This window comes from Streptomyces sp. NPDC090119 (assembly GCF_044747085.1).
Lineage (GTDB): Bacteria > Actinomycetota > Actinomycetes > Streptomycetales > Streptomycetaceae > Streptomyces.
This window is the reverse complement of record NZ_JBIVDK010000003.1, coordinates 194761-216947: the sequence shown is the minus strand read 5'-3', so window position 1 is coordinate 216947 and position 22187 is coordinate 194761. Positions and strand designations below refer to the sequence as shown.

The window sequence follows — 22187 nt, the reverse complement described above, 5'->3', positions numbered from 1 at the left end:
CGGTCGGGGTCAGGTCGGGCTCATGACAGGTCGGGCGTGGCGAGGCGGTGCACCGCCGACATCGGCACCGGCAGCCACTCGGGGCGGTGCCGGGCCTCGTAGACGACCTCGTAGATCGCCTTGTCGGTCTCGTAGGCGCGCAGCATCACCGGGTCGGTACGCGGGTCGCGGCTGGTGACCTCGGCGTACCCGGTGCAGTAGGCGGCCCGGCAGGCGTGGGCCCAGTCGGGCGCCGGGGTCTGCGCGGAGTGGGCCGCGTAGTCGAAGGAGCGCAGCATGCCCGCGATGTCGCGCACCGGGGGCTGCGGCATGCGCCGTTCGGCCAGTGGGCGGGACGGCTCGCCCTCGAAGTCGATCAGCGACCAGTCGTCGCCCGGTGAGCGCAGGCACTGGCCGAGGTGCAGATCGCCGTGCACCCGCTGCGCGGTCCAGGTCTGGCCCTCGTGGGCCAGGTCGGCCAGCGCCTCGAACGCCGAGCGCAGCCCGGTCTCGTACGGCCGCAGCGCGGGCACCGCCTGCACGGCGGCCGTCAGCCGCTCGGTCATCCCGCCGACCAGCAGCTCCAGTTGGGCATGGCCGAGGGTGACGGTCGGCAGGGCGCGGGCGAGGGCGGTGTGCACTTCGGCGGTGGCCCGGCCGAGGGCCCGCGCCTCACCGGTGAAGTCCTCGCCCTTGGCCAGCTCGCGCAGCGCCAGCTCCCAGCCGTCGGTGGCGCCGTTCATGAACGGCTGGAGCACCGCGAGGACGTACGGCTCGGTGTCCAGGTCGGCCCGCAGCCACGCCACCGGCGCGGGCACTCGCGCGCAGCCCTCGCGGGCCAGCGCGAGCGGCAGCTCCAGATCGGGGTTGATCCCCGCGGTGACCCGGCGCAGCAGCTTGAGGATGAACGTATCTCCGTACACCACGGAGGAGTTGGACTGTTCGGCGGTCATCAGCCGGGCCACCAGCTGGTCCCGGATCTCGTGCGCCGGGTCCCGCTCGAAGCGCAGCGCGCCGACGCGGGCGCCGGTGCGCAGGGCCTCCAGCAGCACTTCGGCGGGCCGGGGGTCGTACAGGGCGTCGTAGACGGTGCGCCCGTCGAGCGGGCCGTCCACGACATGGCCGATCAGCGCGGGCGCCAGCCGGGGTGGCAGCGCCTCGCGCACGCCTATCAGCAACTGGTAGCAGTCACCGGGCTGCGGGGGCGCGCCCGGTGCCGGTGGCTGGTGGACGCGCAGGAGCAAGTGGTAGAGACCCAACCTCCCTTCGGGAGGCAGGAGTTCGGTGGCGGCCACCAGGTCGAAACCGGTGACCGCGCGCCCCTTCCCGGCGAACCAGCGCTGCCGGGGCAGCCATTCGCGCAACAGGGGATCGAGCGATTCGAGCAGCTCGGCTGTGGTACCTGACGTGCTGGAGGGGGTGACCGTTTCCGCCATGGGCGTCACGTCCTTTCCCCGGATCGTCGGGGTGTTACTGAACGGTGCCCCGAGCGGGGCGGCGGAAACCGGCAGCCGCCCCACCCGGCCGGACTACACCGCGTCCTGGCGCAACCGGAACCAGTAGAAGCCGTGCCCCGCCAGCGTCAGCAGGTACGGCAGCTCACCGACGGCCGGGAAGCGCACCCCGCCGAACAGCTCCACCGGATGCCGCCCGGTGAACTGGCGCAGATCCAGCTCGGTGGGCTGCGCGAACCGCGAGAAGTTGTGCACGCAGACCACGAGGTCGTCCTCGTACTCGCGCAGGAACGCGAGCACCGCCGGGTTGGATGAGACCAGCTCGGTGTAGGAGCCCAGTCCGAAGGCGGGGTTCTGCTTGCGGATCTCGATCATGCGGCGGGTCCAGTGCAGGAGGCTGGACGGCGAGGACATGGAGGCTTCGACGTTGGTGACCTGGAAGCCGTGGACCGGGTCCATGATCGTGGGCAGGAAGAGCCGTCCGGGGTCGCAGGAGGAGAAGCCCGCGTTGCGGTCCGGGGTCCACTGCATCGGGGTGCGGACGGCGTCGCGGTCGCCGAGCCAGATGTTGTCGCCCATGCCGATCTCGTCGCCGTAGTACAGGATCGGCGAGCCCGGCAGGGAGAGCAGGAGGGCGGTGAACAGCTCGATCTGGTTGCGGTCGTTGTCGAGGAGCGGAGCGAGGCGCCTGCGGATGCCGATGTTGGCGCGCATACGCGGGTCTTTCGCGTACTCGGCCCACATGTAGTCGCGTTCCTCGTCGGTGACCATTTCGAGGGTGAGCTCGTCGTGGTTGCGGAGGAAGATGCCCCACTGGCAATTCGTGGGAATGGCCGGGGTCTTGGCGAGGATCTCCGAGACCGGGTACCGCGATTCCCGTCGCACGGCCATGAAGATGCGCGGCATGACCGGGAAGTGGAACGCCATGTGGCATTCGTCGCCGCCGGTGGAGTAGTCGCCGAAGTAGTCGACGACGTCCTCCGGCCACTGGTTGGCCTCCGCCAGTACGACCTTGTCGGCGTACTGCTCGTCGACCTCCTTGCGGACCCGCTTCAGGAAGTCATGGGTCTCGGGGAGGTTCTCGCAGTTGGTGCCCTCGCGCTGGTACAGGTACGGCACCGCGTCCAGCCGGAACCCGTCGATGCCGAGATCCAGCCAGAACTTCAGCGCGGAGATCATCTCCTCCTGCACGGCCGGGTTCTCGTAGTTGAGGTCCGGCTGGTGCGAGAAGAAGCGGTGCCAGTAGTACTGCTTGCGTACCGGGTCGTACGTCCAGTTCGACGCCTCGGTGTCGACGAAGATGATCCGGGCGTCCTGGTACTGCTTGTCGTCGTCGGCCCAGACGTAGTAGTCGCCGTAGGGGCCGTCGGGGTTGTTGCGGGACTCCTGGAACCACGGGTGCTGATCGCTGGTGTGGTTCATGACGAAGTCGATGATGACGCGCATGCCCCGCTGGTGCGTGGCGTCCACGAACTCCACGAAGTCCGCGAGATCCCCGAACTCGGGAAGCACGGCCGTGTAGTCGGAGACGTCGTAACCACCGTCGCGCAGCGGTGACTTGAAGAACGGCGGGAGCCACAGGCAGTCCACGCCGAGCCATTGCAGATAGTCGAGTTTGGCGGTCAGACCCTTGAGGTCACCGACACCGTCGCCGTTGCTGTCCTGGAAGGAGCGCACCAGGACCTCGTAGAAGACGGCACGCTTGAACCATTCCGGGTCCCGGTCCTTGGCCGGTGTGTCCTCGAAGGTGTCGGGAACGGGCTCGTTGACGATCATATGGCGGGTGACCCTCCGATCCGCGGGTTGGACGGTCGCAGCACCGAGAACACATGCGCGGGTCGACGACCCGGTTCGAGTCGCACATAGTTGGCCCTGCCCCAGTCAAAGGACTCGCCGGTGAGCAGGTCGCGCACCGGCACCGACTCGTGCCAGTCGAGGCCGAGTTGCGGCATGTCCAACGAGACCGTGGCCTCCTGGGTGTGGTGCGGGTCGAGGTTGGCGACCACCAGAACCGTGTTCGAACCACTGCGCTTGGAGTACGCGATCACCGCGTCCTGGTCCGTGTGATGGAAGTGGATGTCCCTGAGCTGGTGCAGTGCCGGGTGCTCCCGGCGGATGTCGTTCAGCCGGGTGATGAGCGGCGCGATGGTGCGGCCCTCACGGGCGGCCGCCTCCCAGTCCCGGTGCCTGAGCTGGTACTTCTCCGAGTCCCAGTACTCCTCGCTGTCCGCCTTCAGCGGCTGGTTCTCGCAGAGTTCGTAGCCGCTGTAGATGCCCCACGTGGGGGAGAGGGTGGCGGCGAGCACGGCCCGGACCTCGAATGCGGGCCGGCCGCCCTGCTGGAGGTAGGCGTGCAGGATGTCGGGGGTGTTGGCGAAGAAGTTGGGCCGCATGTAGGCGGCCGCGTCCCCCGAGAGTTCGGTGAGGTACTCGGTCAGTTCCTGCTTGGTGTTGCGCCAGGTGAAGTAGGTGTACGACTGCTGGAAGCCGACCTGGGCGAGGGTGTGCATCATCGCGGGGCGGGTGAACGCCTCCGCCAGGAAGATGACGTCGGGATCGGCGCTGTTGATCTCGCCGATCACCCGCTCCCAGAACACCACGGGCTTGGTGTGCGGGTTGTCGACCCGGAAGATCCGCACCCCGTGCTCCATCCAGTGCCGCAGCACCCGCACGGTCTCGGTGACCAGGCCGTCCATGTCCGCGTCGAACGCGATCGGGTAGATGTCCTGGTACTTCTTCGGCGGGTTCTCCGCGTACGCGATCGTGCCGTCGGCGCGGTGGTGGAACCACTGGGGGTGCTTCTCCACCCATGGGTGGTCGGGGGAGCACTGGAGGGCGAAGTCGAGCGCCACCTCCATCCCCAACTCCCGTGCTCGAAACACGAAGTCGTTGAAGTCTTCCAACGTGCCGAGGTCGGGGTGGATGGCGTCGTGACCGCCCTCCGGTGAGCCGATCGCCCAGGGGACACCGACGTCGTCCGGGGTCGCCGTGAGCGTGTTGTTGCGGCCCTTGCGGTGGGCCGTCCCGATGGGGTGGATCGGCGGGAGGTAGACCACGTCGAAGCCCATCTCCGCGATGGCCTCCAACCGCTTCGCCGCTGTCCGGAACGTGCCGTGCGGTTCGTCCAGGGTCCCTTCCGAGCGGGGGAAGAACTCGTACCAGGAGCCGTACAGGGCGCGTTCGCGCTCCACCACCAGGGGTAGCGGGTCGGATGCCGTCACCAGCTCCCGCAGGGGATGGCGGGCCAGCATCTCCGCGACCTCCGGGGCGAGGGCCGCGGCCAGTCGCCAGGCGGCCGGGCGGTCCTCGTCACGCAGGCCCGCGACCGCGTCCAGCAGTACGTCCCGGTGCTCGGCCGGGACCCCGGCGGCCGCACGCTCGTACAGCCGCGCGCCCTCCTCCAGCACCGATGCGGTGTCGATGCCCGCCGGGATCTTGATCTCGGCGGTGTGCCGCCAGGTGGCGACCGGGTCGGACCACGCCTCGACCGAGTACGTCCAGTGGCCGGGCCGGTCCGCGCTGACCGGGGCGCCCCAGCGGTCGGTGCCGGGGGCGAGTTCGCGCATCGGGGTGAACGGGCCGGGGCGGCCGTCCGGGTCGCGCAGCACGACATCGGCGGCCACGGCGTCGTGCCCCTCGCGGAACACGGTGGCCGACACCTCGAAGACCTCGCCGGGCACCGCCTTCGCGGGCCTGCGCCCGCCCTGGACCACGGGCCGCACGTCCAGGACCGGGATGCGGCCCATGACGGGCTGTCCTCTCGGAGTCTCGGTCGCGATGGCCCGGGCGGCGTCCGGCGGGGCCGCCTGACGGGCCGGCCGGCCGGGTTTTCTGCCGGTCGCCTTGCCGGGCGTCGCCGGTGCTGACGAGTGGTGCGTGGCGGGCATGACCGCTCCTGTCCGCGTCGACTTGAGTAGGGGCCGGGTGTGCGGGCGACGGTTCCTGCTGCGGTGCTGTGGTGCCTGATGCGTCGTACCGGGGGAGCCTTCCCACCCGGTTCGGGTGGGCAATCCGGCACTTTGTTAACTACTCGCGCGTACGTCCACGTACAAGACCGGCCCCGTCTCCCGGATTCCCGCCCGGCGTGCCTTGACTCCCCCCGGTACGGCGGGGTTCGGCCAAATCCCGGCGCTTCGGCACCGGGCGCCCCTCGGCGGTGCTCGCTTCCCCTGCGTACCGGATGTGCCGTGTTCGGGCCGCTTCACCCGGATGCGTCCCCGGTGACGCCCCGGTAACCACTACCGTCGACAATGACGACGAGACGTACAGCGCCGTGCGTCTCACCCCGCGAACGCGTCCCGAGGTGGAATGTGAAGGCGATCCGTCGGTTCACCGTCCGTCCCGTTCTCCCCGAACCCCTCCTGCCGCTCAGCGACCTGGCGCGCAACCTCCGCTGGTCCTGGCACGCGGAGACGCGCGACCTGTTCCAGTCCGTGGACCCCGAGCACTGGGCCGCCGCCGAGGGCGACCCGGTGCGGCTGCTGGGCCGGGTGAGCCCCGCCCGGCTCGCCGAGCTGGCGCAGGACCGGCGCTTCCTGCGTCGGCTGAGCGCGGTCGCCGACGACCTGGACGACTATGTGAGCGGCGATCGCTGGTACCAGCAGCAGGGCGACGGGCTGCCCGCCGCCGTCGCCTACTTCTCGCCCGAGTTCGGCATCACCGCGGCCCTGCCCCAGTACTCCGGCGGCCTCGGCATCCTCGCCGGTGACCACCTCAAGGCGGCCAGCGACCTGGGCGCCCCGCTGATCGGCGTCGGACTGCTCTACCGGCACGGCTACTTCCGCCAGTCCCTCTCCCGCGACGGCTGGCAGCAGGAGCACTACCCCGTCCTCGACCCCAACGAGCTGCCCCTCACCCAGCTCAAGGAGGACGACGGCACCCCCGCCCGGGTCTCCCTCGCGCTGCCCGGCGGCCGCGCCCTGCACGCCCGGATCTGGGTCGCGCAGGTGGGCCGGGTCCCGTTGCTGCTGCTCGACTCCGACGTGGAGGAGAACGACCCCGCCGAACGCGGTGTCACCGACCGGCTCTACGGCGGCGGCAGCGAGCACCGGCTGCTCCAGGAGATGCTGCTCGGCATAGGAGGTGTCCGCGCCGTGCGCACCTACTGCAGGCTCACCGGGCACGCCGAGCCGGAGGTGTTCCACACCAACGAGGGGCACGCCGGGTTCCTCGGCCTGGAGCGGATCGCCGAACTGGGTGCACCGGACAAGGGGGGCCTCGACTTCGACGCGGCGCTGGAGACCGTGCGGTCCGGGACGGTGTTCACCACCCACACCCCCGTCCCGGCCGGGATCGACCGCTTCGACCGGGAGCTGGTCGCCCGGCACTTCGGGCCCGACGCCGAACTGCCCGGCCTCGACCCGCGCCGGGTACTGGCGCTGGGCACCGAGACCTATCCCGGCGGCGAGCCCAATCTCTTCAACATGGCCGTGATGGGGCTGCGCCTGGCCCAGCGGGCCAACGGGGTGTCGCTGCTGCACGGGCAGGTCAGCCGGGAGATGTTCGCCGGGCTCTGGCCGGGGTTCGACGCCGAGGAGGTGCCGATCACCTCGGTCACCAACGGGGTGCACGCCCCCACCTGGGTCGCCCCTGAGGTGCTGCGGCTCGGCTCCCGCCAGCTCGGCGTGCAGCGGGCCGAGGACGCGCTGACCGTGGGCGGCTCCGAGCGCTGGGACGCGGTCGCGGAGATCCCGGACCAGGAGATCTGGGAGCTGCGCCGCACCCTGCGCGAACAGCTCGTGCTGGAGGTACGGTCCCGGCTGCGCGCCTCCTGGCGGCAGCGCGGCGCGGCCGACGCCGAGCTGGGCTGGATCGACGGGGTGCTCGACCCGGACGTGCTCACCATCGGGTTCGCCCGGCGGGTGCCCTCGTACAAGCGGCTCACCCTGATGCTGCGGGACAAGCAGCGGCTGACCGAGCTGCTGCTGCATCCGCAGCGGCCGGTGCAGATCGTGGTCGCGGGCAAGGCGCACCCGGCGGACGACGGTGGCAAGAAGCTCGTCCAGGAACTGGTGCGGTTCGCGGACGACCCGCGGGTACGGCACCGGATCGTGTTCCTGCCCGACTACGGCATGGGGATGGCGCAGAAGCTCTACCCCGGCTGCGACATCTGGCTGAACAACCCGCTGCGCCCGCTGGAGGCGTGCGGCACCTCCGGGATGAAGGCCGCGCTGAACGGCTGTCTCAACCTCTCGGTGCTGGACGGCTGGTGGGACGAATGGTTCCAGCCCGACTTCGGCTGGGCCATCCCCACGGCGGACGGCACGGCCACCGACATCGAGCGCCGCGACGACATCGAGGCGGCCGCGCTGTACGAACTCCTGGAGGGCCGGGTCACCCCGCGCTTCTACGAGCGCGGCCGGGCCGCCCTGCCCGACCGGTGGATCGAGATGGTCCGCCAGACCCTCACCCTGCTCGGCCCGAAGGTGCTGGCCGGTCGCATGGTCCGCGAGTACGTCGAGCGGCTCTACGCCCCGGCCGCGCAGGCCCACCGCGCGCTCGCCCCGGACACCGCGCGCGAACTTGCCGCGTGGAAGGCGCGGGTGCGGGGGGCGTGGTCCGGGGTGAGCGTCGACCATGTGGAGACCACCGCGCCGACCGCCACGGCGGAACTGGGCTCCAGTGTCGGGCTCCGGGTGCGGGTGGGGCTCGGCGAGCTGACCCCGGACGACGTGGAGGTGCAGGTGGTGTCCGGCCGGGTCGACTCCGGTGACCGCATCACCGACGCGGGCACGGTCCCGCTGAAGCCGGTCGGCAACCCCGACCTGGAGGGCCGCTGGCTCTACGAGGGCCCCCTCTTCCTCGACCGCACCGGACCCTTCGGCTACACCGTCCGCATCCTCCCCACCCACCGCCTTCTCGCCTCCACGGCGGAGACGGGCCTGGTGACGGCGCCGTCGGAGGAGGCGGTGGAGTCGGCGGGGGTGCTGATGCGCTGAGGGACGGGCCCCTAGCCCTCGTCCTCCGCCGCGCAGAGCTGCTTCAGGGTGGCTCCGCATCTGCGGGCGTAGGCGTGCTGGAAGGCTCGGGCGACCGGGCCCGCGGTGCGGGTGTACCACTTGGCGGGGCGGCTGTAGGCGGCGACGGTGAGCCAGACGGTGCCGTCGCCGGTGCGGTCGACGACGAAGGCTTCCTCGCCGTGCTCGGGGTGGCCGGGGAGGGTGCCGTAGGCCCAGCCCGCGCGGCGGGGCTCGTCGGTGGTCCAGACGACCCGGCAGGGGGCCTTGATCAGGTTGCCCAGGCTGACCGTGACCTCCGTGCCGGGGGTCGCGCGCTCGGCGCCGGTGTCCATGCCGACCCCCATCGCGCGGTGCATCTCCCAGGTGAGGAGTGCCTCCGCGGCCCGGTGGAAGACCGCGGGGCCCTCGCCGATCCGGGTGCGGGAGAAGAGGTGGTGAAAGCCGGGCGGGCAGACGGCGAGATCGTCGCGGGTCGCGCCGACCGGCTCGTAGGTGAAGGGCGCCGAGGACATGGGCACCAGACTAGGGCGCCCCCCGGAAGATCACCTCCCAGGGGGCGCCCAGTCTCAACTACTGGACCACTAGCTGACGTTGACCGCCGACCAGGCCGCCGCCACCGCCTTGTACTCGGCGCTGGAGGTGCCGCCGTAGAGCGCGGAGGCCGCGTTCAGGGTGCCGGTGCGGGCCGCCTTGTAGTTGGTCGTCGACGTGAAGTACGTCGTGAGCGCCTTGTACCAGATCTGGAGCGCCTTGGCGCGCCCGATGCCGGTGACCGTGGAGCCGTTGGAGGTCGGGGAGTTGTACGACACCCCGTTGATCGTCTTCGCGCCGCTGCCCTCGGACAGCAGGTAGAAGAAGTGGTTGGCGACGCCGGACGAGTAGTGCACGTCCAGGTTGCCGACGCCGGAGGACCAGGAGTCCGCCGAGCCGCCGTCCTTGCTGGGCTTGTCCATGTAGCGCAGCGGGGTGCCGTCGCCGTTGATGTCGATCTTCTCGCCGATGAGGTAGTCACCGGGGTCGGAGGCGTTGTTGGCGTAGAACTCCACGCCGGTGCCGAAGATGTCGGACGTGGCCTCGTTCAGGCCGCCGGACTCGCCCGAGTAGTTCAGGCCCGCGGTGTTGGAGGTGACGCCGTGGCTCATCTCGTGGCCCGCGACGTCCAGCGAGGTCAGCGGGTCGACGTTGCCGGAGCCGTCGCCGTAGGTCATGCAGAAGCAGGAGTCGTCCCAGAACGCGTTCACGTAGGCGTTGCCGTAGTGGACGCGGGAGTAGGCGCCGACCCCGTTGTTCTTGATGCCGCTGCGGCCGAAGGTGTTCTTGTAGAAGTCCCAGGTCTGCGCCGCACCGTAGGCGGCGTCGGCGGCCGCGGTCTGGTCGGAGGAGGAGCTGGAGGCGGTGCCGGTGCCGAAGACGTTGGTGGTGCTGGACACCAGGGTGCCCGTGCCGGACGTCTTGCGGGCCAGGTTGTAGGTCTTGTGGTTGCCCCGGGCGCTGTCGGTGAGCTGGTACGTCGAGCCCGACTGCACGGAGTTGAGGGTGACCGTGCCGGAGTACAGCGTCTTGCCGGTCGCGTTCTCGATGCCCTGGTACTCGAAGAGCTTCTTGCCGGTGGCGGCGTCGGTGATGACGTGCAGCTGGTTCGGGGTGCCGTCGTCCTGGAAGCCGCCGACGATGGTCTCGTAGGCGAGGACGGGCTTGCCGGAGCCGGCCCAGATGACCTTGCGGGCGCCGTCCGCCTCGGTCTTGGCGGAACCGAGCGTCTTCGCGGCGCCGACGGCCTGCTGCTCCGCCTTGGCCGTGGTGATCTGCGGCTTCAGCGAGGCCACCTTGATGGCCGCCGAGGTGGCCTTGGTGACGCCCTCGGCCTTGCCGGACTTGGCGGTGTGCACCACGAGGTCGCCGCCGAGGACCGGGAGGCCCGCGTAAGTGCGCTCGTAGCGGGTGTGGACGGTGCCGTCGACGTCCTTGACGACGTCTCTGACCACCAGTTTCTCCTTGACGCCGAGACCTATGCGCTGGGCGGTCCCGGAGGCGTCGGACTGGGCCTGCTGGATGAGCGTGGTGCGGGCCGAGGCCGACAGCAGCGTCGGGGCGCCGGCCAGGGCCTTGTTCTCCGCGTTCGCGCTGGAGGAGAGGCCCGTGGTGAGGAGGGCACCGGCGGCGACGGCGGTGGCGATGGCGAGGGTGGTGCGCTTGTGACGCGCGTAGAGGGGGCTCACAGTAGCTCCTTGACGTGGGGGCGTCCGGTCAGCGTGGGGTCACTGGCCGGGTGGTGCGTACTGAAGTCGCTGTGCAGCTGCGGCGGGTGGGGAGAGCGTGGCACCAGGGACGCGTACATGTCATGACCCTGTGGTGATGTTGGCTGAAACATTGCGTCTTGATGTTGTTGCAGGCGTGTGAACGGGGGCCGTCCGGAGGGGTGTTCACGCTCCGGACGGCACCCGTTCACCGGCCGCGAGGGGCGGCGGAGGGGTGGTCTACGGGAAGGTGACCTTCCAGGAGTTGAGGGTGCCCTTGTCCTGCGCCGCCTGGTCCTGCACCTTCAATTTCCAGGTTCCGTTGGCGGGTTCGGCCGCTGCATTGACGGTGTAGGTCTCGTCCACGTCGTCCCCGGAGTCCGAGGAACTGAAGCTCTTCAGCCGGTACGAGGTGCCCGAGGGTCCGACCAGATCGATCACCAGGTCACCCCGCCAGGTGTGGGTGATATTCACGGCCACGCGCAAGTTGCTTGGCGCGTTTCCGCTCCTCCCCGAGACCGTGATGTCCGAGGTGACCGCGGGACCGTTGTCCGGGATCGTCACGGGAGTGGTGGATTCGTACGAGGTGCCGGTGTCGCCGCCGGGCCGGGTGCCGACCCCGACGCCCGCCCAGGCGTCCTGCACCGCCGCGTACTCCGCGCTCGTGGTGCCGTACAGCTCCCCGGCCGCCGCCAGGGTGCCGGTGCGGGCGCCCGAGTAGTTGGTGGTGGACGTCCACTTGGTGGTGAGCGCCCGGTACCAGATCTGGAGGGCCTTGTCCCGGCCGATGCCGGTGACCGGGAGGCCGTCGGCGGTGGGGGAGTCGTAGGAGACCCCGCCGATCACCTTGGCGCCGCTGCCCTCGCTCAGCAGATAGAAGAAGTGGTTCGCCGGGCCGGAGGAGTAGTGCACGTCGACCCCGCCGATACCGGAGTACCAGGTGTCCTTGGACGCGCCGTCCTTGCTCGGCTTGTCCATGTAGCGCAGCGGGGTGCCGTCGCCGTTGATGTCGATCTTCTCGCCGATGAGGTAGTCACCGGGGTCGGAGCTGTTGTTGGCGTAGAACTCCACGCCGGTGCCGAAGATGTCGGAGGTCGCCTCGTTCAACCCGCCTGACTCACCCGAGTAGTTGAGCCCGGCCGTGTTGGCGGTGACGCCATGGCTCATCTCGTGCCCGGCGACGTCCAGGGCGGTCAGCGGGTCGGCGTTGCCGGAGCCGTCGCCGTAGGTCATGCAGAAGCAGGAGTCGCTCCAGAAGGCGTTCACGTAGGCGTTGCCGTAGTGGACGCGGGAGTAGGCGCCGACCCCATTGTTCTTGATGCCGCTGCGGCCGAAGGTGTTCTTGTAGAAGTCCCAGGTGACCGCCGCCCCGTAGTGGGCGTCCGCGCCCGCCGTCGCCGGGTCGGAGACGGTGCCGTTGCCCCAGGTGTCGGTTCCCTGCGAGAACAGGGTGCCGGTGCCGGAGGTGCCCCGGTTGAGGTTGTACGTCTTGTGGCCGCCCCGGTCCCCGTCGGCCAGGTTGTACGTCGAGCCCGACTGGGTGGTGGTGAGCGGCACTTGGCCGCTGTACTGGGTGTTGCCGACGCCGGTGCGGACGCCCTGGTACTCGTAGAGCTTCTTGCCGGTCGCGGCGTCGGTGACGACGTGCAGCTCGTTCGGGGTGCCGTCGTCCTGGAGGCCGCCGACCACCGTCTCCCAGGCGAGGACGGGCTTGCCGGTGGCGGCCCAGATCACCTGGCGCACGCTGTCGGCGGCCGACCTGGTGCCGCCGAGCGTCTTCGCCCGCGCCACCGCCTGCCGCTCCGCCGTCGCCTTCGGCACGGCCGGGGTGAGGCCGGTGACCTTCAGCGTGGCGCCGGACGCCTTCAGCACGCGCCGGGTCGCGCCGGAGGGCGCGGTGTCCACGATCAGGTCGCCGCCGAGCACGGGCAGGCCCGCGTAGGTGCGCTCGTAGCGGGTGTGCAGGGTGCCGTCGCCGTCCTTGACGACATCGCGGGCGACCAGCTTCTCCTGGGCGCCGAGCCCGATCGAGCGGGCGGTGTCCGCCCGCCCGGCCTCGGCGTCGCGGATCAGCCCGGAGCGTTGGGCGGGGGTGAGGCGTACGGAGCTGTGCGCGGGGTCGGCCTTGCCCGGCCGGGGTCCCGCCGGGGCGGCGGTCGCCGCGCCGGACTGGACGGCGGCGGCGATGAGCGCCGCCACTCCGGCCAGGGCGACGGTGGCGGTACGGCGGCGCGGGGAGACGCGTCTGCGGGAGGGGTTGCTGCTGCTCAACACTGACTCCTTCTGCGTGGCCGCCGGTCGCGCGGCCGAGGGAGACCGGACGGTGGGTTGGGGCGTCCGGGGCAGAACAGGGCGGTGCGCGGTGCGTGCTGCGCGTCAGGGCGCGGGTGGCGCGGGCCGCGCGAGCGCTGTGCGGTCGCTGTGAGTCGGTCGTGGGAAGAGTGACAGGGCAGCGGGGGGCCTGTCATGAGTGCGTCGGGAAGTTGGCCGGAAGGTGTGCCTCCCCTGCCAACTCCCCTTTACTGCAAGCGTGTTGAACGGATGTGTCGACGGCTCTCAGGCCGTGCCGCCGTCCCCGTGCCAGGTGCGCCACAGCGCCGCGTACGCGCCGTCCGCCGCGACCAGTTCGTCGTGCGTGCCCAGCTCGGTGACGAGACCGTCCTCCATCACCGCGACCCGGTCCGCGTCGTGTGCGGTGTGCAGCCGGTGCGCGATGGCGATCACCGTACGGCCCGTGAGCACCGCGGCCAGGCCGCGCTCGGTGTGCCGGGCGGTGGCCGGGTCCAGCAGGGCGGTCGCCTCGTCCAGGATCAGGGTGTGCGGGTCGGCCAGCACCACCCGGGCCAGCGCGAGCTGCTGCGCCTGGGAACCGTCGGTGACCTGCCCGCCCTGACCGAGCCCGGTGTCCAGCCCCTCGGGCAGCTCCCGCACCCAGCCGTCGGCGCCCGCCGCGACCAGCGCCCGCCACAACTCCTCGTCGGTGGCGCCGGGTTCGGCGATCAGCAGGTTGTCCCGGACCGAGCCCAGGAACACATGGTGCTCCTGGGTGACCAGCACCACCTGGCGGCGCAGCCGGGCGGGCTCCAGCTCCGCGACCGGAACCCCGCCCACCGTGACCGTGCCGGACGCGGGCGCGTCGATCCCGGCCAGCAGCCTGCTCAGCGTGGTCTTGCCCGCGCCGGAAGCGCCGACCACGGCCAGCCGCTCACCGGGCCGTACCGTCAGGTCCACCCCGCGCAGCACCTCGCCGCCCCGCTCGTACGCGTATCGCACCCCGCGCACCTCGATCCGGTCGTCCACCGGGGTCCGCGTGCGGTCCACCGGGGTGCCCGGCGCCTCGGCGATGCCCTCCACGCGGGCGAACGAGGCTCCGCTCGACTGGAGTTGCTCCAGCCGCATCAGCACCATGTCGAGCGGGTCGGTGAACTGCCGCATGTACAGCGCCCCGGCCACCACCGCGCCGAGCCCGATCAGCCCGCGCCCGTGCAGCCAGCCCCCGACCAGCAGCACCCCGGCCACCGGGATCGTGTACGAGATCTCCACGGAGGGGAAGAACACGGTCCGCAGCCCCAGCGTGCGGAAGCGGGAGCGGCGGGACTGCTCCAGCGCTTCCCGGCTCGCCGCCGTGCGCGCCGCCTCCAGCCGGAACGCCTCCACGGTCCGCGCGCCCCCCGCCGTGGCCGCCACGATCTCCGCCACCGCCGAGGTCGCCGCGCCCTCGGCCAGATAGGCGTCCCGCGCCCGCCGCAGATACCAGCGCACCGCCAGCCACACCGGGGTCAGCCCGAGCAGCCCGAACAGGCCCAGCCACGGGCTGAGTACGAACACCGCGCCGAGCACGAACAGCGCCTGCACCGCGTATACCAGCAGCTCCGGACCGATGTCCCTGAGCGTGGTGCCGACCGTCGCCACGTCCGCCGTACCGCGCGCCGTCAGATCCCCGGTACCGGCCCGCTCCACCGTCGACGCGGGCAGCCCCAGCAGCCGTTCGACGAAGGTCTCCCGCACCCGCGCCAGCGTCCGCTCCCCGAACCGGTGCGCCACGTACCGCGCCCAGCGGGCCAGCACCAGTTGGGCCAGCGCGCACAGCAGGATCCACAGCGCGAGCCGGTCCACCGCGCCGACCCCGCGCCCGGCGCGGACCTCGTCCACGATCCGGCCGACCAGCCAGGGACCCACGATGCCCGCACCGGCCGCCAGCGCGTTCAGCGCCAGCGCGGCCGCGAAGGCCCGCCCGTCCGCGCGCACCAGCCGGGCGGCCGCCCGCCGTACCGTGCCCCGGTCCGCGACCGGCAGCGCTCCCGTGTCCGTCGTCACCGCAGGGCCTCCCCGTCCGTCAAGTCCCGTGCCACCAGGTCCCGGTAGCCCTTCTCGCGGTCCAGCAGCAACTGGTGCGGGCCGCTCGCGGCCACCTTGCCGTCCACCAGGAACAGCACGGTGTCCGCCACGTCCAGCAGCAGCGGCGAGGTCGACGTCACCACCGTCGTACGGCCCTCCCGCGCCTCGCGCAGCCGGTGCGCGACCGCCGACTCGGTGTGCGCGTCCAGCGCCGACGTCGGCTCCACGGCGAGCAGCACCTCCGGGTCGGCCAGCAGCGCCCGCGCCAGCCGGACCCGCTGCCGCTGGCCCCCGGACAGGCTGCGGCCCTGCCCGGACACCACCGTGTCCAGGCCCTCCGGCAGCCCCCGTACGACGTCCTCGGCGACCGCCGCCCGCACCGCCCGGCGCACCGCGGCCTCGTCCGCCGGGCGCCCGGCGGACACCGTCTCCAGCAGGGGACCGGCGAACAGGTCGGCCTCGTTGTCCGCGACCAGCACCCGCGCGCGCACCTCGGCCAGCGGCACCGCGTCCAGCCGTACGTCGCCCCACAGCGCCTCGGTCGGCCCGTACCGGCCCAGGCGGTCCACCACGGCGGCGGTATCGGCGGAACGGGCCGCGACCAGCGCGGTCAGCCGCCCCGGCGCCACCCGGACACCGGAGGCCGGGTCGTGCAGCTCGGCCGGGTGTTCGGGGGCGGTCAGCGTGCCGTCGTCCGGTTCGGGCTCCAGCCGCAGCACGGCCACCACCCGGCGGGCGGCGACCACCGCGCGGTTCAGGTCGTAGTTCATCTCCACGAAGAACGCGACCGGACCGATCAGCACCGCCGCGTACCCGTACACCGACACCAGCTCGCCCACCGTGATCGCGCCCTCGGCCGCGAGCCGGGCCGCCAGCCAGGTCACCGCGGCCAGGAACAGCGTCGGCAGGCCCAGACCGAGCGCCTGCACCCAGCTCGTCACCGCGCCCACCCGGTAGCCCTGCTCCCGCAGCCGCCCCGAGTCCTGGGCGAACGCGTCCGCGAACAGCCGCTTCCCACCGAGCCCGTTGAGCACACGCAGCCCGCCCGCGAGGTCGCCGATGCGGGCCGTCAGGATGCCCTGCCGCTCCCGGTACTCGGTCTCGGTGCCCTGGAGGCGCCGCGTGAGCGGGCCGGTGAGCAGCGCGATGACCGGCACCCCCAGCAGCACCACGGCGGCGACCGAACCGGAGATGGTCAGCAACTGCGCGGCCACCACCGAGTACACGACGACCGAGCCGACCCCCGGCCCCATCACGGTCAGCGCCTGCGCGAGGGTCTGCACATCGCCCACCCCGACGGTGACGACCTCACCGGCCCCCACCCGGCGCGGCAGCGCGGCGCCCAGCCTTGCCGCCTGCTCCACCACCAGCTTCACCGTGCGGAAGTTGGCGTCCATCCGCACCCGCGTCATGGTGCGGTGCCGCATGATGCTCAGCCACGCGCACCCCACCCCCGCCGCGAACATGGCGCCGGTCCAGGCCGCCAGCACCCCCAGCCGACCCGGCACCAGCCCTTCGTCCACCGCCCGCGAGAGCAGATACGGCTGGGCCGCCATCAGCACCAGCCACGCGGAGCCGAGCACCGCGCCCGCCAGCGCACGCCCCGGCTGGCGCAGCGCCAGCCACCACAGATAGCGCCATCCGCCCCGCGTATCAGGTATGCCGGGATCTCCGTACGTGTCGATCATCCTGCCCCCGTTCCACCGGCCGTCACTGAGCCAGACTGTCCCGCCACGCCTTGTGCAGCTCCGAGAACCTACCTGAACCGGCGATCAGTTGGTCCGGGCGGCCGTCCTCCACGACCCGGCCGTGCTCCATCACCAGCACCCGGTCGGCGATCTCCACCGTGGACAGCCGGTGCGCGATCACCACCGCGGTGCGGCCGCGCAGCACGGTCGTCATCGCCCGCTGCACCGCCCGTTCACCGGGCACGTCCAGCGAGCTGGTCGCCTCGTCCAGGATCAGCACCGCGGGGTCGGCGAGCAACGCCCGTGCGAACGCCACCAGTTGCCGCTGACCTGCGGAGATACGGCCGCCGCGCTTGCGTACGTCGGTGTCGTAGCCGTCGGGCAGGGCGCTGATGAACTCGTGCGCGCCGATGGCCTTCGCCGCGTGCTCGATCTCCTCGCGGGTGGCCTCGGGACGGCCGATGGCGATGTTGTCCGCGACCGTGCCGGAGAACAGGAACGCCTCCTGGGTCACCATCACCACCCCGCGCCGGAGTTCGGGAAGCGACAGTTCGCGCAGGTCGATCCCGTCGAGCAGGACGGCGCCCTCGGTCGGGTCGTAGAAGCGGGCCAGCAGCTTGGCCAGCGTCGACTTGCCCGCGCCCGTGGAGCCGACCACCGCGACCGTCTGCCCGGCCGGCAGCGTCAGGTCGAAGCGAGGCAGCACCTCGCCGCCGGTGCGGTAGGCGAACCGCACCCCGTCGAAGACGACCTCACGGCCTGGGAAGTCGCCGTCCCTCGACGGGAGTTCGCGGGAGACGGCGGGCTCCGGCACGGACGGGGTCTGGGCCAGCAGACCGGCGATCTTCCCCAGCGAGGCGGCCGCCGACTGGTAGGAGTTGAGGAACATGCCGAGCCGGTCGATCGGGTCGTACAGCCGCCGCAGATACAGCACCGCCGCCGCCAGCACGCCGAGCGCCAGCGTGCCCGAGGCGACCCGGTAGGCGCCCCACAGCACGATCCCGGCGACGGCCGTGTTGGCCACCAGCCGGGAGCCGACCACGTACTGCGCCATCTCCAGCAGCGAGTCGCCGTTGCTGCGTTCGTGGTCCCGGTTGAGCACGGCGAACTCGCCGTCGTTGGCCTTCTCGCGGCGGAACGCGCGCACCGGACGGATGCCGTTCATCGTCTCCACGAACTTCACGATCAGCGCCGCGATCGCCGTGGAACGCGCGGCGAACACCCGGTGCGCGCGCCGCTGATAGCGCCGCACCAGCAGGTACAGCGGCAGGAACGACGCCACCGCGACCGCGCCCAGGCCCAGGTCCAGCCAGAGCAGCAGGGCGGAGATGTAGACGAAGGACAGCACCACCGTGACCAGCTCCTGCAGCCCCTCGTCGAGGAGTTCGCGCAGTGCCTCCACGTCCGTGGTGGAGCGGGAGATCAGCCGACCGGAGGTGTAGCGCTCGTGGAAGTCCACGCTGAGCGCCTGCGCGTGCCGGAAGATCCGGCCGCGCAGGTCCAGCAGCGCGTCCTGGTTGACCCGCGCGGACGCCAGGATGAACCCGTACTGCAGCCCGCCGGAGGCCAGCGCGCACAGCGCGTACCCGGCCGCCACCGCGAGCAGCGGCCCGTGGTCGTGCCCGCGCACGGCCGGTACGGCGCTGTCGATGGCGTACGCCACCAGCAGCGGGCCGGTCTGCGCCGCCGCCTGCTGGAGCAGCAGCAGGAGCACGGTGAGCGCGACGCGGCCCCGGCGCGGGGCGAGCAGCGAACGCAGCAGGGAAGCGGTGGCGCCGGGCGGGGTGGGCAGGACGTCCCGGTCGAAGGGGTCGGCGGAGGCCGGGGGGAGATCCGGTCCGGGTAGGTCGTCGTCCGTGGTGGGGGCGTCGGACGTCGTGGTGGTCATCGGGAGTCCTCGGGTTCCTCGGGAGCCTCGCGCGGGCCGCCGGACATCAGATGGGCGTACTCGGCGTTGGTGCGCAGCAGTTCGTGGTGGGTGCCGACGGCGGTGATGCGGCCGTCGGAGAGCAGGGCGACCCGGTCGGCCAGCAGCACCGTGGACGGGCGGTGGGCCACGATCAGCGCGGTGGTGTCGGCCAGCACCCGGCGCAGCGCCGCCTCCACGGCCGCCTCGGTGTGCACGTCCAGCGCGGACAGCGGGTCGTCCAGCACCAGGAACTCCGGCTGTCCGGCCACCGCGCGGGCCAGCGCGAGCCGCTGCCGCTGGCCGCCGGAGAGGCTCAGGCCCTGTTCGCCGACCCGGGTGTCCGGGCCCTCGGGCAGCGTGTGCGCGAAGTCGGCGTGGGCCACGGCGAGGGCCCGGTCCAGCTCCTCCCGGTCCGCGCCGTCCCCGGCACCCATGAGGACGTTCTCCGCCACCGTCGTGGAGAACAGGGTGGGCTCCTCGAAGGCGACGGCGACCCGGGCGCGCAGTTCCTCGCGGGGGAGCGCGGTGATGTCGACGCCGTCCAGGGTGATGCGGCCCGAGGTCGCGTCGTGCAGCCGGGGCACCAGCGAGGTCAGGGTGGTCTTGCCGCTGCCGGTCGCGCCGACCAGTGCCATCGACTCGCCGGGCCGGATGTGCAGGTCGACCCCGTCCAGCAGGGGCTTGCCGCCGGGGGCCGCGTCGGCGTGGCGGAAACCCACGCCCTCGAAGCGCAGGCCGCGTTCGCCGGGCGCGGGGGCTTCGACGTCCCCGGTGTCGTCATGGCCCTCGGGCTGCTCGTCGAGCACCTCGAAGTACCGTTCGGTGGCCGTCGCCGCCTCCTGGCACATCGCCAGCAGGAAGCCGATGGACTCCACCGGCCAGCGCAGCGCCAGCGCCGTGCTCAGGAACGCGACCAGCGTGCCCGTCGACAGCGAGCCGTCCGCCACCCGCAGCACGCCCAGCACCAGCGCGGCCCCGATCGCCACCTCGGGCAGGGTCACGATGACCGCCCAGATGACCGCCAGCAGCCGCGCCTTGCCGATCTCCGTGTCCCGCAGCATCATCGCCGTACGCCGGAACGCCCGCGCCTGGCTGCGGTGGCGGCCGAAGCCCTTGACGACCCGGATGCCGAGCACGCTCTCCTCGACCAGCGTGGTCAGGTCGCCGACCTGGTCCTGCGCCTGCCGGGCCGCGTGCGCGTACCGCTGCTCCACGACCACGCAGACCCACAGCAGCGGCACGGCGGGCCCGAGCACGACCAGGCCCAGCACCCAGTCCTGCACCAGCATGATCGTCAGCCCCGCGGTGATCGTCACCCCGTTGACCAGCAGGAAGGTCAGCGGGAAGGCGAGGAACATCCGCACCAGCATCAGATCGCCGGTGCCCCGCGACAGCAACTGGCCCGAGGGCCAGCGGTCGTGGAACGCCATCGGGAGCCGCTGGAGCCGCCGGTAGAGGTCGGCGCGCATGCCCGCCTCCACGCCCGCCAGCGGACGGGCCACCAGCCAGCGCCTGATGCCGAACAGCAGCGCCTCCGCCACCCCGATCAGCAGCAGGTACAGCGCGCCCCGCCACACCCCGGCCGGGTCGCGGGCGGCCACCGGGCCGTCGACCATCCACTTCAGGACGAGCGGGATCACCAGACCGAGACAGGAGGCGACGACCGCGGTGGCGGCGGCCGCGAACCAGCGTGCGCGCACCGGGCGTACATAGGGCCACAGCCGCAGCAGGGTACGGGCGGCGGAGCGGCGCCGGGCGGGGGGAGAGTTGGTGGACACCGGTGTCAGCGTACGGACCGCCCCCCCGTCCCGCCCACCGGATTTTCCGCCCCGTCGGCCGCGCGGTACTCGGGTGACCAGTGGTTTCACGGTGGCGGGCGCGGAGGTCGTAGCCGTGGGGTCGACCGATCGGCTGATGCGGCGTCGAGCGGGACGGACGATGTGGGAGACGGCCCCGGCGCGGGACGCTCGACGGCATGGCATCCGTCATCGAAGTCACCGATCTGCGCAAGTCCTACGGCGGCCGTGCCGTCGTGGACGGCGTGTCCTTCGCGGTCGAGGAGGGCGAGATCTTCGGCATCCTCGGCCCCAACGGCGCGGGCAAGACCACCACCGTCGAGTGCGTCGAGGGGCTCCGCGTCCCCGACGCCGGGCGGGTCCGGGTCACCGGGCTCGACCCCGTCGCCGACCACGACCGGGTCGCCCGCGTCCTCGGCGCCCAGCTCCAGCAGAGCGAACTCCAGCCGAAACTGACCGTGCGGGAGGCGCTGAAGCTGTACGCCTCCTTCTACCCGAGGCCCGCCGACTGGCGCGCGCTGGCCGAACGGCTGGGTCTCACCGACCAGGTGGACACCCGGTTCGGCAAGCTGTCCGGCGGTCAGCGCCAGCGGCTGTTCATCGCGCTGGCACTGGTCGGGGACCCCCGGATCGTGGTCCTGGACGAGCTGACCACCGGCCTGGACCCGCGTGCCCGCCGCGACACCTGGCAGCTCATCGAGGAGGTCCGCGCGGGCGGCGTCACCGTCCTGCTCGTCACCCACTTCATGGAGGAGGCCCAGCGGCTCTGCGACCGGCTCGCCGTGATCGACAAGGGCCGGGTGGCCGCCCTGGACAGCCCGGCCGGTCTGATCCGCCGCTCGGCGGGCGCCACCGTCATCAGCTTCACCCCGTCCGCCCCGCCGGACGAGGCCGACCTCGCCGCGCTGCCCGAGCTGGCCTCCGTCGAGCACCGGGACGGCCGGATCACGCTCACCGGCACCGACGAGACCGTGAACGGGGTGCTCACCCTGCTCGCCCGGCACCGCATCACCGCCCACCAACTGCGCGTCGTGGACGCCACCCTCGACGACGCGTTCCTGGACCTGACCAAGGAGGTCACGGCATGAACACCGCCGTGCTACGCACCGAGTTCCGCCTCTTCGGCCGGGAACCCCTCGCCGTCTTCTGGGTCCTGCTGTTCCCGGCCCTGCTGCTGGCGATCCTCGGCTGCGTCCCCTCCTTCCGGCACGCCGACCCCGACCTCGGCGGACTGCGGCCGGTGGACGCCTACGTGCCCGTCACCGTGCTGGTCGCCCTGATCATGTCCGGCGTCCAGGCGCTGCCCCAGACCCTCACCGGGTACCGCGAGCGGGGCATCCTGCGCCGCGTGTCCCTCACCCCGGTGCGGCCCGCCGCGCTGCTGGGCGCCCAGATGGTGGTGCTGGGCACCGTCGCGCTGGGTTCGGCGCTGCTCGCCCTGCTCGTCGGACGGCTCGTCTTCGGCGTGCTGCTGCCCGGTCAGCCCGTCGGCTATCTGCTGGCCCTCGTGCTCGCGACGGCCGCGGCCCTCGCCCTCGGGTCGGTCGTCTCGGCGCTGTCCCGCACGACGAAGACCGCCGGAGCGATCGGCTCCGCGGTGCTCTTCCCGATGATGTTCTGCGCGGGCGTGTGGCTGCCTGTGCAGGCGATGCCGGACGTACTCGCCCGCGTGGTCGGCTTCACTCCCTTCGGCGCGGCGGCCCGCGCGCTGGGCGAGGCCGCCGCCGGGCACTGGCCCGGCTGGGGACACCTCGGCGTCCTCGCCGCCTGGACCGTGCTGCTCACGGCGGCCGCCGCGCGCTGGTTCCGCTGGGAGTGAGGCGGCCG

Annotated in this window: 13 protein-coding genes; 3 read left to right on the top strand and 10 right to left on the bottom strand. The window is 72.1% G+C overall.

Going from position 1 to position 22187, the window contains the following annotated elements; translation table 11 throughout:
• Positions 1–20 precede the first annotated feature (20 nt).
• The 3 genes from ACIPPM_RS13615 to ACIPPM_RS13605 all read right to left on the bottom strand — a co-directional run bounded on the left by ACIPPM_RS13615 (position 21) and on the right by ACIPPM_RS13605 (position 5320).
• Positions 21–1415 (bottom strand): maltokinase, encoded by a 1395-nt coding sequence (locus tag ACIPPM_RS13615; protein WP_401446911.1) that lies wholly within the window; start codon positions 1413–1415, stop codon positions 21–23.
• Positions 1416–1508: 93 nt separating this feature from the next.
• Positions 1509–3209: a maltose alpha-D-glucosyltransferase gene (gene treS, locus ACIPPM_RS13610; RefSeq protein ID WP_131589676.1), complete on the bottom strand. Its 1701-nt coding sequence runs from the start codon at positions 3207–3209 to the stop codon at positions 1509–1511.
• Positions 3206–5320, bottom strand: a complete 2115-nt coding sequence (locus tag ACIPPM_RS13605) for an alpha-1,4-glucan--maltose-1-phosphate maltosyltransferase (protein WP_401446907.1) — start codon at positions 5318–5320, stop codon at positions 3206–3208. The genes treS and ACIPPM_RS13605 overlap by 4 nt, the downstream gene beginning before the upstream one ends.
• Positions 5321–5743: 423 nt before the next feature.
• On the opposite strand from ACIPPM_RS13605, the gene ACIPPM_RS13600 reads away from it, so the two are divergent.
• Positions 5744–8371: a glycosyltransferase family 1 protein gene (locus tag ACIPPM_RS13600; protein WP_401446904.1), complete on the top strand. Its 2628-nt coding sequence runs from the start codon at positions 5744–5746 to the stop codon at positions 8369–8371.
• Between the two features lie 11 nt (positions 8372–8382).
• On the opposite strand, the gene ACIPPM_RS13595 is transcribed toward ACIPPM_RS13600, so the two are convergent.
• From ACIPPM_RS13595 to ACIPPM_RS13565, 7 genes are all read right to left on the bottom strand, one after another.
• Positions 8383–8904: a DUF1990 family protein gene (locus tag ACIPPM_RS13595; protein WP_401446901.1), complete on the bottom strand. Its 522-nt coding sequence runs from the start codon at positions 8902–8904 to the stop codon at positions 8383–8385.
• A 69-nt stretch (positions 8905–8973) separates the two neighbouring features.
• Positions 8974–10611, bottom strand: coding sequence for a M4 family metallopeptidase (locus tag ACIPPM_RS13590; RefSeq protein WP_401446899.1), 1638 nt, complete (start codon positions 10609–10611; stop codon positions 8974–8976).
• A gap of 258 nt (positions 10612–10869) precedes the next feature.
• Positions 10870–12900 (bottom strand): M4 family metallopeptidase, encoded by a 2031-nt coding sequence (locus ACIPPM_RS13585; protein WP_401446897.1) that lies wholly within the window; start codon positions 12898–12900, stop codon positions 10870–10872.
• A 285-nt stretch (positions 12901–13185) separates the two neighbouring features.
• Positions 13186–14946: an ABC transporter ATP-binding protein gene (locus ACIPPM_RS13580; protein ID WP_401446895.1), complete on the bottom strand. Its 1761-nt coding sequence runs from the start codon at positions 14944–14946 to the stop codon at positions 13186–13188.
• Complete coding sequence (locus ACIPPM_RS13575) at positions 14943–16655, bottom strand: ABC transporter transmembrane domain-containing protein (RefSeq protein ID WP_401446893.1); 1713 nt, start codon at positions 16653–16655, stop codon at positions 14943–14945. The genes ACIPPM_RS13580 and ACIPPM_RS13575 overlap by 4 nt, the downstream gene beginning before the upstream one ends.
• Before the next feature lie 22 nt (positions 16656–16677).
• Positions 16678–18543, bottom strand: coding sequence for an ABC transporter ATP-binding protein (locus ACIPPM_RS13570; protein WP_401446890.1), 1866 nt, complete (start codon positions 18541–18543; stop codon positions 16678–16680).
• Positions 18540–20342, bottom strand: a complete 1803-nt coding sequence (locus tag ACIPPM_RS13565) for an ABC transporter ATP-binding protein (protein ID WP_401446887.1) — start codon at positions 20340–20342, stop codon at positions 18540–18542. The genes ACIPPM_RS13570 and ACIPPM_RS13565 overlap by 4 nt, the downstream gene beginning before the upstream one ends.
• 197 nt (positions 20343–20539) lie before the next feature.
• Here ACIPPM_RS13565 and ACIPPM_RS13560 point away from each other — a divergent pair, with 197 nt between their 5' ends.
• Positions 20540–21448, top strand: a complete 909-nt coding sequence (locus ACIPPM_RS13560) for an ATP-binding cassette domain-containing protein (protein ID WP_401446885.1) — start codon at positions 20540–20542, stop codon at positions 21446–21448.
• On the top strand, positions 21445–22179 hold the full coding sequence (locus ACIPPM_RS13555; RefSeq protein WP_401446882.1) for an ABC transporter permease: 735 nt from the start codon (positions 21445–21447) through the stop codon (positions 22177–22179). The genes ACIPPM_RS13560 and ACIPPM_RS13555 overlap by 4 nt, the downstream gene beginning before the upstream one ends.
• Positions 22180–22187: the final 8 nt, after the last annotated feature.

Bases quoted from the DNA above. Each gene is read 5' to 3' on its own strand.
- ACIPPM_RS13605 (WP_401446907.1), bottom strand. From the start codon at position 5,320: ATGCCCGCCACGCACCACTCGTCAGCACCGGCGACGCCCGGCAAGGCG.
- treS (WP_131589676.1), bottom strand. From the start codon at position 3,209: ATGATCGTCAACGAGCCCGTTCCCGACACCTTCGAGGACACACCGGCC.
- ACIPPM_RS13575 (WP_401446893.1), bottom strand. From the start codon at position 16,655: ATGATCGACACGTACGGAGATCCCGGCATACCTGATACGCGGGGCGGA.
- ACIPPM_RS13570 (WP_401446890.1), bottom strand. From the start codon at position 18,543: ATGACCACCACGACGTCCGACGCCCCCACCACGGACGACGACCTACCC.
- ACIPPM_RS13555 (WP_401446882.1), top strand. From the start codon at position 21,445: ATGAACACCGCCGTGCTACGCACCGAGTTCCGCCTCTTCGGCCGGGAA.
- ACIPPM_RS13560 (WP_401446885.1), top strand. From the start codon at position 20,540: ATGGCATCCGTCATCGAAGTCACCGATCTGCGCAAGTCCTACGGCGGC.
- ACIPPM_RS13595 (WP_401446901.1), bottom strand. From the start codon at position 8,904: ATGTCCTCGGCGCCCTTCACCTACGAGCCGGTCGGCGCGACCCGCGAC.
- ACIPPM_RS13615 (WP_401446911.1), bottom strand. From the start codon at position 1,415: ATGGCGGAAACGGTCACCCCCTCCAGCACGTCAGGTACCACAGCCGAG.